Annotated in this window: 12 protein-coding genes; 7 read left to right on the top strand and 5 right to left on the bottom strand. The window is 56.6% G+C overall.

All coding sequences use genetic code 11. The features are described from left to right. The first annotated feature begins 185 nt into the window (after positions 1-185). Entirely contained in the window at positions 186-1751 is a 1566-nt protein-coding gene (gene pdeC / locus KIF87_RS16610; protein WP_111964200.1) for a cyclic di-3',5'-guanosine monophosphate phosphodiesterase PdeC, read from the top strand. Positions 1752-1757: 6 nt separating this feature from the next. On the opposite strand, the gene soxS is transcribed toward pdeC, so the two are convergent. Then, positions 1758-2084 carry a superoxide response transcriptional regulator SoxS gene (gene soxS, locus KIF87_RS16605; RefSeq protein WP_013095071.1) on the bottom strand — a complete coding sequence of 109 codons (327 nt, stop codon included), beginning with the start codon at positions 2082-2084 and terminating at the stop codon, positions 1758-1760. Positions 2085-2182: 98 nt separating this feature from the next. Here soxS and soxR point away from each other — a divergent pair, with 98 nt between their 5' ends. From soxR to KIF87_RS16585, 4 genes are all read left to right on the top strand, one after another. Further along, positions 2183-2641 (top strand): redox-sensitive transcriptional activator SoxR, encoded by a 459-nt coding sequence (gene soxR / locus KIF87_RS16600; RefSeq protein WP_023331806.1) that lies wholly within the window; start codon positions 2183-2185, stop codon positions 2639-2641. Between the two features lie 376 nt (positions 2642-3017). Then, the gene (locus tag KIF87_RS16595; protein ID WP_213329647.1) at positions 3018-3689 is read left to right on the top strand and encodes a glutathione S-transferase family protein; all 672 of its coding nucleotides are present in this window, start codon (positions 3018-3020) and stop codon (positions 3687-3689) included. 294 nt (positions 3690-3983) lie between these two features. Beyond that, positions 3984-5333, top strand: coding sequence for a guanine/hypoxanthine transporter GhxP (ghxP, locus tag KIF87_RS16590; RefSeq protein ID WP_213329644.1), 1350 nt, complete (start codon positions 3984-3986; stop codon positions 5331-5333). A gap of 150 nt (positions 5334-5483) precedes the next feature. Next, a complete protein-coding gene (locus tag KIF87_RS16585; protein WP_024906728.1) occupies positions 5484-7130 on the top strand; it encodes a Na+/H+ antiporter in 1647 nt (548 codons plus the stop codon). 76 nt (positions 7131-7206) lie between these two features. Here the strand turns inward: KIF87_RS16585 and KIF87_RS16580 are convergent, their stop codons facing one another. Next, positions 7207-8094 (bottom strand): LysR family transcriptional regulator, encoded by an 888-nt coding sequence (locus KIF87_RS16580; protein ID WP_213329641.1) that lies wholly within the window; start codon positions 8092-8094, stop codon positions 7207-7209. Between the two features lie 102 nt (positions 8095-8196). Between KIF87_RS16580 and KIF87_RS16575 the strand changes: the two genes are divergently transcribed. Both KIF87_RS16575 and KIF87_RS16570 read left to right on the top strand, forming a co-directional pair. Continuing rightward, positions 8197-8607, top strand: coding sequence for a CidA/LrgA family protein (locus tag KIF87_RS16575; protein ID WP_059312929.1), 411 nt, complete (start codon positions 8197-8199; stop codon positions 8605-8607). Then, a complete protein-coding gene (locus KIF87_RS16570; RefSeq protein ID WP_213329638.1) occupies positions 8600-9289 on the top strand; it encodes an LrgB family protein in 690 nt (229 codons plus the stop codon). The genes KIF87_RS16575 and KIF87_RS16570 overlap by 8 nt, the downstream gene beginning before the upstream one ends. 31 nt (positions 9290-9320) lie before the next feature. Here KIF87_RS16570 and actP read toward each other — a convergent pair whose 3' ends face one another. From actP to acs, 3 genes are all read right to left on the bottom strand, one after another. Then, positions 9321-10970, bottom strand: a complete 1650-nt coding sequence (gene actP, locus KIF87_RS16565) for a cation/acetate symporter ActP (protein ID WP_038417698.1) — start codon at positions 10968-10970, stop codon at positions 9321-9323. After that, on the bottom strand, positions 10967-11281 hold the full coding sequence (locus KIF87_RS16560; protein ID WP_213329748.1) for a DUF485 domain-containing protein: 315 nt from the start codon (positions 11279-11281) through the stop codon (positions 10967-10969). The genes actP and KIF87_RS16560 overlap by 4 nt, the downstream gene beginning before the upstream one ends. Positions 11282-11417: 136 nt before the next feature. Continuing rightward, complete coding sequence (gene acs, locus KIF87_RS16555) at positions 11418-13376, bottom strand: acetate--CoA ligase (RefSeq protein ID WP_063144971.1); 1959 nt, start codon at positions 13374-13376, stop codon at positions 11418-11420. Positions 13377-13722 lie beyond the last annotated feature (346 nt).

Genomic DNA, 13722 nt, shown 5'->3' with positions numbered 1-13722 from the left:
AAACGGAACGAATACTTACAGTTTAACTTACGGGAAAATATTATCGTCATAACGAAATTTAAGATTTTTAATACGAAAAGTCAGTTGCTAACTTCGCATGATTCATGCAACGTAATCACCTGTTTAACAAAGCATCCGGCCTTCATTACTACAGGCGTACAACATGCAGGGATATAGGGCGGGAAATGAATCGTAGCGCGCGGCGCAAAATGCTCAGGGTAGTAGGGATCATCATGGTAGTTATGCTGCCGGTGATGCTTGCGCTATGGTTTGCCCAGCTACGAGCCGTGTCTGAAACAAGCGCCCAGCTAAGGACATTTGCTGAACTGGCTTTAGACAAAACAGAACTGGTTATTCAACAGGTTGAGCTGGCCCGTGACGAGGCTGAAAAATATCAGGGTGAGCTTTGCACGCCGGGACATCGTCAATATATGCTGAACGTTGTTCGTGGCCGCCTGTTTGTCGCCGATTTAATTTACGCTGAAGGTCAGAATTTTCTTTGTTCGACCGTTTTTACACCGGATCACCCCTACGCCATTCCTGTCGCTAATTACACGCGTAAACCTGACGTCGCTATCTATTATTATCGCGATACCCCATTTTATACTGGCTATAAAATGACATATATGCAGCGCGGAAATTATGTGGTGGTCGTCAACCCGCTTTCATACAGCGAAGTCATGTCTGCGGATCATTCTCTCTCCTGGGGCGTGTACGACACGGTAACCAATGCTTTCTTTTCCGTCAGCCAGAAAGCCAATGTTTCTTTATTAAATTCGATGATTCGGGATAAGGAATCGGTATTTCAAAAAGATAACCGCTTTTATACGATCGTAACATCCCCTAAAAGACCTATTGCGGCCATTGTGTCGACATCGAATAAACGCTTTTATGAAACGCTTTATCACCAGGCGACGTTGACGCTGCCGCTGGGTATGATCTGCAGCATTATTATTTTGCTGGTATGGTCCCGCACCCATCGTGAGCTCAATTCGCCGGGGCGCTTGCTGCACCGGGCGCTGAACAAACGACAGCTTTGCGTGCACTATCAGCCGATTATTGATATCAAGAACAACCAGTGCGTGGGCGCGGAGGCGTTGTTACGCTGGCCTGGTTTTAACGGGCAGGTGATGAGCCCGGCGGAGTTTATTCCGCTGGCGGAAAATGAGGGGATGAGCGAGCGGATTACGGACTATGTCGTTGAAGAGGTGTTCAACGATCTGGGCCATTTCCTGGCCGAGCATCCGCATCTCTATATTTCGATTAACCTGTCGGCCACGGATTTCCACTCCTCGCGGCTGATCGCCATGATTTCCGACAAGGCTCGCCACTACGCCGTCCGTGCGCAGCAAATCAAAATAGAAGTGACGGAACGCGGTTTTATCGATGTGCCAAAAACCACGCCGGTGATTCAGGCTTTCCGTCAGGCGGGTTATGAAGTCGCGATCGATGATTTCGGCACCGGCTACTCGAACCTGCACAACCTCTACTCGCTGAACGTGGATATTCTGAAAATCGATAAATCGTTTATCGATACCCTAACGACCAACAGCACCAGCCACCTGATCGCCGAGCATATTATCGAGATGGCGCAAAGCCTGCGGCTGAAAACCATTGCGGAAGGGGTAGAGACGGCAGAGCAGGTGAGCTGGCTGCTGAAGCGCGGCGTGCAGTTTTGTCAGGGATGGCACTTCGCGAAAGCGATGCCGCCCCAGGAATTTATGACCTGGCAGCAGCAGCCTTTGCACTGAGGGTAATTAATTCAACTGGTGGCGATAGTCGCTCGGCGTGCGGTCAAACTCGCGGCGAAACACGCGGGAAAAGGTTTGTTGCGATACATAGCCAAGATCCATCGCGATATCAAAAATGGGCCGCTGCGTTGAGCGTAGCGCCTGCGCCGCCAGCAGCAGTCTGCGCTGGCGAATGTACTCACCCAGCGTCTGATGCATAACCGTGCGGAACATTCTCTGTAAATACCATTTCGAATAGCCCGACTTTTTAGCGACCACATCAATGTTCAACGGTTGGTCGATATGTTCATCAATCCATTCAATAAGTGTCTGAATAATCTGCTGATGCGACATAAGGTTGCCCCTCTGTAGATACAACTATCTCGGTTAATTCGTCGTTTTCTCTGCGGGGGAGTATAATTCCTCAAGTTAACTTGAGGTAAAGAGGTTTTATGGAAAAGAGATTGCCGCGAATTAAAGCGCTGTTAACCCCCGGTGAAGTGGCAAAGCGAAGCGGCGTGGCGGTATCGGCGCTCCACTTCTATGAAAGCAAAGGGTTAATCAAGAGTATTCGTAACGGCGGCAACCAGCGTCGCTATACCCGCGACGTGCTCCGCTACGTGGCGATTATCAAAATTGCGCAACGAATCGGAATTCCCCTGGCCACGATCGGCGAGGCGTTTGGCGTGCTGCCGGAAGGTCACACGCTGAGCCCGAAAGAGTGGAAAGAGCTGTCGTCCCAGTGGCGTGAAGAGCTGGACAGGCGTATTCATACGCTGGTCGCCCTGCGTGACGAGCTGGATGGCTGTATCGGCTGCGGCTGCCTGTCGCGTAGCGATTGTCCGTTGCGTAACCCGGGCGACAGGCTGGGCGAGCAGGGGACGGGGGCGCGGCTGCTGGAAGAGGATTGAGCGTGCGTGTAGCCCATTCGCCGGGTGGCGCTTCGCTTACCCGGCCTACCAGACCGTAAAATGTAGGCCGGGTAAGGCGCAGCCGCCACCCGGCAAAACCCCCGAGTACATAAAGAACTAAAGCGCCACATAAGGGCGCTTTAGTTTTTCCCGGTCTTTGTCTTTCACTCTATCCCGCTGGTTCACGGGAGGGTTTCCCCCGACGTCAGTACCCCTCGTGTCGAGCTGGTTGGTGAGGTTCCGGATTGTGCTGACACTTTAATTCTATGCAAGACCCGTTTTTTCGCCAGCCTTGCTGAGCGTTTTTTCGACGAATTTTTTTCGCGGTGTTGTTCAATTTTCTATAGTTAAAAAGTATGAATAACAGGAGAAAACCATGCTCACGGTACACCACCTTAACCAGTCGCGCTCGCACCGGGTGATTTGGGCGCTGGAAGAACTCGACCTGTCTTATGAGATCGTTCACTACCAGCGCGAAAAGAACATGCTGGCACCGGAGGCTCTCAAAAAGGTGCATCCGTTGGGCAAATCACCAGTCATCGAAGACAATGGGCTGATCCTGGCCGAGTCCGGTGCCATTCTGGAGTATCTCCAGGAAACGTACGATCCCGAGTCACGGCTTAAGCCTTTAGATCCGGCGCATAAGGTGCAATACCGCTTCTGGCTGCATTACGCCGAAGGATCCCTGATGCCGCTGCTGTTAATGAAGCTGGTCTTCAACAGTCTCGGCAAGCCGCCGGTGCCGTTTGGTATCAGAACCCTGGGCAAAGCGCTGGGGCAGGGGGTGCAGAAAGCGTATCTCAACCGCCAGCTGGAAACCCATGCGCGCTTTATTGAGTCACATCTTGCCGAAAACAGCTGGTTTGCCGGGGATTCGCTCAGCATGGCCGATATTCAGATGAGCTTTCCGATCTTTGCCCTGCTGGCGCGCGGCGGTATCGCTAATCTGCCGCATATTCAGGCATGGAAGACAAAAGTTGAGAGTAGCCCTGGCTGGCAAAGAACCCTGGAGCAAGGGGGTCCGTTATCCATCCCGGGCGAGGATTGAAATGTAAACAAATTGCGCATAGACGATAACGTTTGCGCATCCTCTGTTTATTTCTTCAGCGTCATAAGTGAATTTTAGCGAAAAACGAGAAAGTTCAGTTGAAAAGGGCGGGGATTACGCTAGATAATCGTTTGCCTTAATTTGACCACCCGTTTGTAAGCGCGGAGCTAAACGTTTGCTTTTTTTGTGACGCCCTTTCGTCACAAACGCAACACAAGGATTTGACGTTCAGCTGGCAGTGGCGTCTCCACCTCGCTTACGGACTTCCTAAAAAACTCTCAGGGGATGTTTTCTATGTCTACGCCATCTGCGCGTACTGGCGGTTCACTTGACGCCATGTTTAAAATTTCGGCTCGCGGCAGCACCGTGCGCCAGGAGATCGTTGCCGGTTTGACAACGTTTCTGGCGATGGTTTATTCCGTCATCGTTGTGCCGGGCATGCTGGGCAAAGCGGGCTTCCCGCCAGCGGCCGTCTTTGTGGCGACCTGCCTCGTGGCCGGCGTGGGCTCCATCGTGATGGGCCTGTGGGCGAACCTGCCGCTGGCGATTGGTTGCGCTATCTCTCTGACCGCTTTCACCGCGTTTAGCCTGGTGCTGGGTCAGCACATCAGCGTACCGATTGCGCTGGGGGCCGTGTTCCTGATGGGCGTGCTGTTTACCGTGATTTCCGCAACCGGCATCCGGAGCTGGATTTTGCGCAACCTGCCGCAGGGCGTGGCGCACGGTACCGGTATCGGCATCGGCCTGTTCCTGCTGCTGATCGCCGCCAACGGCGTTGGTCTGGTCATCAAGAACCCGCTGGACGGCCTGCCGGTGGCGCTGGGCCATTTCGCCAGCTTCCCGGTGATTATGTCGCTGATCGGTCTGGCGGTGATTATCGGTCTGGAAAAACTGAAGGTCCCGGGCGGCATTCTGCTGACCATTATCGGTGTTTCCGTTGTCGGCCTGATTTTCGATCCAACCGTACACTTCTCCGGTATCTTCGCCATGCCGTCGCTGAGCGATGACAAAGGCAACTCCCTGATTGGCAGCCTGGATATCGTTGGCGCGCTGAACCCGGTGATCCTGCCAAGCGTGCTGGCGCTGGTGATGACCGCCGTGTTTGACGCGACCGGTACCATTCGCGCGGTGGCCGGTCAGGCGAACCTGCTGGATAAAGACGGTCAGATTATTGATGGCGGCAAAGCGCTGACCACTGACTCCCTGAGCAGCGTCTTCTCTGGCCTGGTGGGCGCGGCGCCTGCGGCGGTGTACATCGAATCCGCAGCGGGTACGGCGGCAGGCGGTAAAACCGGCCTGACGGCGATCACCGTCGGCGTGCTGTTCATGCTGATCCTGTTCCTCTCTCCGCTCTCCTATCTGGTTCCGGCGTATGCGACCGCGCCAGCGCTGATGTACGTCGGCCTGCTGATGCTGAGCAACGTGGCGAAAATCGACTTTGCAGATTTCGTGGACGCCATGTCTGGCCTGATTACCGCGGTCTTCATCGTGCTGACCTGTAACATCGTGACGGGCATTATGATCGGCTTCGCGTCGCTGGTGATTGGTCGTCTGGTTTCCGGTGAATGGCGCAAGCTGAACATCGGCACCGTGATTATCGCCGTTGCGCTGGTGGCGTTCTACGCGGGCGGCTGGGCAATCTAAGTTGTCCTTTGATGCGAAAACGGGTGGCTCAGGCCGCCCGTTTTTATTTTCAGGACTCATCCTGTTGCCTTTTGCGTTACTCTGGTGAAGATAGAATAAAAGGCACGACGCCTTCCGGAGTACATAAGCAACACAGCAAACAGGGAACGCATGGAAATCTTCTTCACAATACTCATCATGACCCTTGTGGTCTCGTTATCCGGGGTGGTTACACGCGTACTGCCCTTTCAGGTCCCCCTGCCATTAATGCAAATTGCCATCGGCGCGCTGCTGGCGTGGCCGACGTTTGGCCTGCACGTGGAATTTGACCCCGAACTGTTCCTCGTGCTGTTTATCCCGCCGCTGCTGTTTGCCGATGGCTGGAAAACGCCTACGCGCGAATTCCTTGAGCACGGGCGCGAGATCTTCGGCCTGGCGCTGGCGCTGGTGGTGGTCACCGTCGTCGGGATTGGTTTTCTGATCTACTGGGCGGTACCGGGGATTCCATTAATACCGGCCTTTGCGCTGGCCGCCGTACTGTCGCCAACCGACGCCGTGGCGCTGTCCGGCATCGTGGGTGAAGGCCGTATTCCGAAGAAAATCATGGGGATTTTACAGGGTGAGGCGCTGATGAACGACGCCTCCGGCCTGGTCGCCCTGAAGTTTGCCGTGGCCGTTGCGATGGGCACGATGGTCTTTACCGTCGGCGGCGCGACGCTGGAATTCTTCAAGGTGGCGATTGGCGGTATTCTCGCAGGCTTCGTGGTGAGCTGGCTGTACGGCCGCTCATTGCGCTTCCTCAGCCGCTGGGGCGGCGATGAGCCCGCTACGCAGATCGTACTGCTGTTCCTTCTGCCGTTTGCCTCCTATCTGATTGCCGAGCATATCGGCGTGTCGGGCATTCTGGCAGCGGTGGCGGCAGGGATGACCATCACCCGCTCCGGCGTAATGCGCCGCGCGCCGCTGGCCATGCGCCTGCGTGCCAACAGCACCTGGGCCATGCTGGAATTCGTGTTTAACGGCATGGTGTTCCTGCTGTTGGGCCTGCAGCTGCCGGGCATTATGGAATCCTCGCTGGTGGCGGCCGAAGCCGACCCGAACGTTGAGGTCTGGATGCTGTTTACCGACATCGTGCTGATCTACCTGGCGCTGATGCTGGTGCGTTTCGGTTGGCTGTGGACGATGAAAAACTTCAGCGTACGTTTCCTGAAGAAAAAGCCGATGGAGTTCGGCTCGTGGACAACGCGTGAGCTGCTGATCGCCTCATTTGCGGGCGTACGCGGGGCGATCACCCTTGCCGGTGTGCTCTCCATTCCGCTGCTGCTGCCTACGGGCGACGTCTTCCCGGCGCGCTACGAGCTGGTCTTCCTGGCGGCGGGCGTGATTCTGTTCTCCCTGTTTGTCGGCGTGATTATGCTGCCGATTTTACTCCAGCATATTGATGCCGGTGATTCGACCCAGCAGCATAAAGAAGAGCGTATTGCGCGGGCGGCTACCGCCGAAGTGGCAATTGTCGCCATCCAGAAAATGGAAGAGCGTCTGGCCGCGGATGCGGAAGAGAACATCGATAACCAGCTGCTGACGGAAGTCAGTTCCCGCGTGATTGGTAACCTGCGCCGCCGCGCGGACGGGCGTAACGACGTGGAAAGCTCGCTGCAGGAGGAGAACCTGGAGCGCCGGTTCCGCCTGGCGGCGCTGCGCTCCGAGCGTGCCGAGCTGTATCACCTGCGCGCCACGCGGCAGATCAGCAACGAAACGCTGCAAAAGCTGCTGCACGATCTGGACCTGCTGGAAGCGCTGTTGATAGAGAATCAGTAGCGCTGTTTTGCCGGGTGGCGGCTTCGCCTTACCCGGCCTACGTGCTCGATCGGTTCCCTCTCCCTGTGGGAGAGGGTTAGGGTGAGGGCACCCAAAACCCCTCACAACACTGCAGCCACGCCTGCGCGCTGTGCGATAAATACACCCCTTCACGCCAGATCATCCCCAGCTGCCAGTGCAGGTCGCTCTCCAGCGGGATCCAGCGCAGCGTGTTTTTATCCAGCCGCTCGCAAATCGGCTGCGGCAGAATGGCAATCCCCACGCCTGCCTGCACCATCGCCGCCAGAAAATCCCACTGTCCGCTGCGCACCGCAATGCGCGGCTTGACGTTATGGTGGCTAAACAGCGTCATCAGCTGGCGGCTGAGGGCAAAGTCTTCGTTGTAGATCAGCAGAGGGTGCTCGCCGAGCAGTTCAGGCTTCACCGAGTCTCGCTTCAGCCAGTCGCCGGAGCGGGGGACCAGCACGCACAGCGGGTGACTAAAGAGCGGAAGCGTCGCCAGACCGCTCTCTTCCTCAACGGGAAGGGCGGTCATTGCCACGTCGAGCTCGCCGTTGGTGACGGCCTGCTGGACGGTTAACCCACCAAACTCCGAAATCTTCAGCTCAACGCCGGGATAACGCTGGCGAAACAGGCTAATCGGCCCGGCCATCATCATCCCCACCATTGGCGGAATGCCGAGGCGAAGCACCCCTTTCGTCAGATGATTAATATCGTCCAGCTCCGCTTCCAGCTGGCGGAACTCCGCCAGAATCGCCAGCCCGCGTTCGAACACCACGCGTCCGGTGTCGGTCAGCAACAGCTTGCGTCCGTCGCGGATCAGCAGGGTACAGTTCAGTTCATCTTCGAGGTTTTTCAACATCTTGCTGATAGTAGGCTGGGTAACAAACAACTTCTCCGCTGCGCGGGTAAAACTTTGCTGACGAACCACTTCGACAAAATAGCGCAGCGTTCTTATGTCCATGATTATTCCTCGAAACTATACCTTTGATGATTTTAATTCATTTCAGTCCACACCGTGCGGTCTCTATACTGGCGCCTCGTCTCATTTTTGAGGAAACCCTCCATGGCCGTGGCGTTAAGCCGTGTTACGCCTGCCGTTGTGCAACGACTCCAGGTCCCGGTTCAGGTACTGCTCTATGCGGGACTGTTTGTTTTCGCGGAATATCTTGTCGGCTGGCTGCACCTGCCGCTGCCCGCCAACCTGGTGGGGATGCTGCTGATGCTGACGCTTATTCTGTGTCGCGTGATCCCGCTTAACTGGGTGCGCGCCGGAGCGCGCTGGCTGCTGGCGGAGATGCTGCTGTTCTTTGTCCCTGCCGTGGTGGCGGTGGTGAACTACGCGCAGCTGCTGATGGTCGACGGCTGGCGAATCTTTGCCGTTATCGCGCTGAGTACGCTGATGGTGCTGGGGGCGACCGCCTGGGTGGTGGATAAAGTGTATCGCTTTGAAATTAGCAGGCAGAAGCATGACTAACTTTCAGATCAGCGTGCTGTGCCTGGTCGCCACGCTAATTATCTACTTTGCCAACAAGCGGCTGTATCGTCGTTTCCATGCCCTGCCGCTGATGCCGCTGGTCTTCACGCCGATCCTGCTGGTGCTGATGCTGGTCTTCGGCCATATCTCCTGGCAAAACTACATTGGTGAATCCCACTGGCTGCTGTGGCTGCTCGGCCCGGCGACCATCGCGTTTGCCGTCCCCGTTTATGACAACCTGGCGATTATCAAACGCCACTGGATGTCGCTCAGCGCGGGCGTTGTCACCGCCACGGTGGTGGCGGTGTGCAGCTCCGTCTGGCTGGCGCGCCTGTTTACGCTGCCCGATGAAATTCAGCGCAGCCTGGCCGTGCGTTCGGTGACCACGCCGTTTGCGCTGGCGGCGGCTAAACCGCTCGGCGGGCAGCCGGATCTGGTGGCGCTGTTTGTTGTCGTGACGGGCGTGTTCGGCATGGCGGTCGGCGATATGCTATTCCTGCGCTTGTCGATCCGTGAAGGGATGGCAAAAGGGGCGGGGTTTGGCGCGGCGTCGCACGGCGCGGGCACGGCACGTTCGTATGAGCTGGGGCAGCAGGAGGGCGTTGTCGCGAGCCTGGTGATGATGCTTTCGGGCGTGGTAATGGTGCTGATTGCGCCGCTGGTGGCGTGGGTGATGTTTTAAACTCCCCGACCGGATGGCCGGGGAGAAGGACTTAGTGCGCGCGGCCCTGCTCAACGCCGAGACCGGTTTGTGAGCGGATAAACTGGGCGCGGAATTTCTCACGCTCCAGGTTACCCTCCGGCGAATTGTCGGTGGCCGAGAAGAACCAGATGCCGATAAACGCCACGGCGATAGAGAACAGCGCCGGGTATTCATACGGGAAGATGGCGCTTGCGTGACCGAGGATCTGCACCCAGATGGTTGGGCCCAGAATCATCAGGATCACCGCCGTCAGCAGCCCCAGCCAGCCGCCAATCATTGCGCCACGGGTGGTCAGTTTCGACCAGTACATGGAGAGCAGGATGATCGGGAAGTTACAGCTTGCCGCAATCGAGAAGGCCAGCCCCACCATAAAGGCGATGTTCTGCTTCTCGAACAGAATGCCTAACAGAATCGCCACAACGCCCAGCACCAGCACGGTGATTTTCGAGACCTTCAGCTCATCGCGCTCGCTCGCGCCTTTACGAATCACGTTAGCGTAGAGGTCATGCGACACCGCAGACGCGCCGGCCAGCGTCAGCCCTGCAACCACCGCGAGGATGGTGGCGAAGGCCACGGCGGAGATAAAGCCGAGGAACAGGTTACCGCCCACCGCGTCGGCCAGGTGCACCGCCGCCATGTTGTTACCGCCAATCAGCGCGCCCGCCGCGTCTTTAAACGCCGGGTTCGCCCCCACCAGCATGATCGCGCCAAAGCCGATAATAAAGGTCAGAATGTAGAAGTAACCCATAAAGCCGGTAGCGTAGAAGACGCTCTTGCGTGCTTCACGCGCATCGCTCACGGTAAAGAAGCGCATCAGGATATGCGGCAGGCCCGCGGTACCGAACATCAGGCCGAGACCCAGCGAGAGCGCGGATATCGGGTCTTTCACCAGCCCGCCCGGGCTCATGATCGCTTCCCCTTTCGGGTGGACCGCCATCGCTTCGGTGAACAGGTTATTGAAGCTGAAGCCGACGTGCTTCATCACCATAAAGGCCATAAAGCTGGCGCCGAACAGCAGCAGGACGGCTTTGATGATCTGCACCCAGGTGGTCGCCAGCATGCCGCCGAACAGCACGTACATCACCATCAGCACGCCAACCAGCACCACCGCGATGTGGTAGTTGAGGCCGAACAGCAGCTGGATCAATTTACCCGCGCCCACCATCTGCGCAATCAGATACAGCGCCACCACCACCAGCGAGCCGCAGGCGGAGAGGGTGCGAATCGGCCCCTGCTTCAGGCGATACGAGGCCACGTCAGCGAAGGTATAGCGGCCCAGGTTGCGCAGGCGTTCGGCAATCAGGAACAGGATGATCGGCCAGCCGACGAGGAAGCCGAGAGAGTAGATCAGACCGTCATAGCCGGAGGTGTACACCAGCGCGGAGATCCCGAGGAAAGAGGCGGCGGACATAAAGTCACCCGCAATCGCCAGCCCGTTCTGGAAGCCGGTAATGTTGCCGCCTGCGGTGTAGTAATCGTTACGTGAGCGCACGCGTTTCGACGCCCAGTAGGTGATATAGAGCGTCAGCAGGACGAAAATCAGGAACATCACAATGGCCTGCCAGTTGGTTGGCTGGCGCTGGACCTCGCCGGTAATGGCATCCGCCGCGTGGGCGGCAAAGGGAAGTGTGGCGGCGAGCGCCGTCAGAACTCGCTTCATGATGCTTTTACCTCGCGCAGGACTTCTCTGTTAAGACGATCGAATTCACCGTTCGCGCGCCAGACGTAGACGCCGGTCAGCAGGAATGAAATCACAATCACGCCAATGCCAATCGGAATGCCGCGCGTCACGCTGGTCCCCTCGTGCAGCGGGGTGCCCAGCCAGTGCGGGGCAAAGGCGATCAGCAGAATAAAGCCGACGTAGATAACCAGCATGATGATGGAAAGGATGAAGGCAAACCGTTGCCGTTTTTCGACGAGCTCCCTGTAGTGCGCACTATTCTCTATCTGCTGACAAATATCATGATTCATCACAGAAATCTCCAGAGGTAAGGTTGGTTTGTTTTTAGTCCCCTCTCCCCTTTGGGGAGAGGGTTTGGGTGAGGGGAGGAAGGTGCGGTCTGATGCCCTCACCCCGGCCCTCTCCCACGGGGAGAGGGAGAAAAGATTACGATGGCATCGCGATGGCCTGCTTCTCTTCGAGCAGTTTTTCCACCACGCCAGGATCCGCGAGCGTTGAGGTATCGCCGAGGTTGCTGGTGTCTCCTGCCGCGATTTTGCGCAAGATACGGCGCATGATTTTGCCGGAGCGGGTTTTCGGCAGCGAGTCGGTCCAGTGCAGCACGTCCGGCGTCGCCAGCGGGCCAATCTCTTTACGTACCCAGTTGCGCACCTCGGTGTACAGCTCTGGCGATGGCTCTTCGCCGTGGTTCAGGGTGACATAGGCGTAAATCGCCTGGCCTTTGATGTTGTGCGGAATACCGACAACGGCGGCTTCGGCAATCTTCGGATGCGACACCAGCGCCGATTCAATCTCAGCGGTGCCCAGACGGTGGCCGGAGACGTTCAGCACGTCGTCCACGCGCCCGGTTATCCAGTAATAACCGTCTTCGTCACGGCGCGCGCCGTCGCCGCTGAAGTACATGTTTTTAAAGGTCGAGAAGTAGGTCTGCTCGAAGCGATCGTGATCGCCGAACAGGGTACGCGCCTGACCCGGCCAGGAGTCTGTGATCACCAGGTTGCCTTCGGTGGCGCCTTCCAGCGGGTTGCCTTCGTTATCCACCAGCGCAGGCTGCACGCCGAAGAACGGACGGGTTGCGGAACCAGCCTTCAGCTGCGTGGCGCCCGGCATCGGGGTGATCATGAAGCCGCCGGTTTCGGTCTGCCACCAGGTGTCCATCACCGGGCATTTCTCGTTGCCGATTTTCTTCCAGTACCACTCCCAGGCTTCCGGGTTGATTGGCTCACCGACGGAACCGAGGATGCGCAATGAAGAACGATCCGTGCCTTCGATGGCTTTATCGCCTTCCGCCATTAATGCGCGGATCGCCGTTGGCGCGGTGTAGAGAATGTTGACCTGGTGCTTGTCGACCACCTGACACATACGCGCCGGGGTCGGCCAGTTTGGTACGCCCTCAAACATCAGCGTTGTTGCGCCACAGGCCAGCGGGCCGTACAGCAGGTAGCTGTGTCCGGTGACCCAGCCCACGTCGGCGGTACACCAGTAGATGTCGCCAGGATGGTAGTCGAAGACGTATTTGAAGGTGGTGGCCGCATAGACCAGATAGCCGCCGGTGGTGTGCAGCACGCCTTTCGGCTTACCGGTAGAGCCGGAGGTATAAAGAATGAACAGCGGATCTTCTGCGTTCATCTCTTCCGGCTGATGCTGGTCGCTCGCTTTTTCAATCAGGTCGCTCCACCACAGGTCGCGCCCTTCGTTCCAGTCGATTTTGCCGCCGGTACGCTTCAGGACGATGACGTTACTGACCGTTTTGACGTTCGGGTTTTTCAGCGCTTCGTCGACGTTTTTCTTCAGCGGGATACCGCGTCCGGCGCGCACGCCTTCATCGGCAGTGATAACTAGTTTTGAACTTGAATCGACAATACGACCCGCAACCGCCTCTGGCGAGAACCCGCCAAAAATCACCGAGTGAATCGCCCCGATACGCGCGCAGGCCAGCATGGCCACCGCCGCTTCCGGCACCATCGGCATATAGATAGCGACTACGTCGCCTTTTTTAATGCCTTTTTCCAGCAGGACGTTGGCGAAGCGGCACACGTCCCGGTGCAGCTCTTTGTAGGTAATGTGTTTGCTTTGCGAGGCGTCATCGCCTTCCCAAATGATGGCCGTCTCGTTCCCGCGCTCGGCAAGGTGGCGATCAAGGCAGTTCGCCGCCAGGTTCAGGGTGCCATCTTCATACCATTTAATGGAGACATTGCCGGGCGCAAAGGAGGTGTTCTTCACCTTCTGATAAGGTTTGATCCAGTCAAGGATATGGCCCTGCTCGCCCCAGAAGGTGTCCGGGGCGGTGATAGATTGCTGATATTTCTCGTGGTACTGCTCCGGGGTGATCAGGCAACGGTCCGCAATATTTGCGGGAATGTCATGTTTGTGGATTTGGCTCATGGCTTTTTTTCTCCTTGTAAGATGTTAATAATATGTCGCAAAAACGTTAATTGTAGGGGCTTTACAAGCTTTGTTTAGTATTTGGGCTACAGATCACGCATTGTTTGAAGAGTATGAAAAATGAGCGAATGAAACTTTGAAGGAAAATAATTTATGCTGACGATTATTCACATTTATGTTTAAAAAAGCGTTTTTATAACAAAAGGTTATTTATCAGAATTAGAACAAACTCCCGTCATCGTCGCTTTTGTGAGTGAAACGCGTCGTTCTTTAAGGCTTGCGCAACAGGTCGCGCAAATGATACTCATACGCCGCGTTAAAAAATCCCATAAACCAACGCAACACA

Origin of the sequence: Enterobacter sp. 120016 (assembly GCF_018383635.1) — a bacterium.
Taxonomy (GTDB): Bacteria; Pseudomonadota; Gammaproteobacteria; order Enterobacterales; family Enterobacteriaceae; genus Enterobacter; species Enterobacter asburiae_D.
Note: the sequence above shows the minus strand (reverse complement) of the source record. Positions and strands in the feature narration are given on the sequence as shown.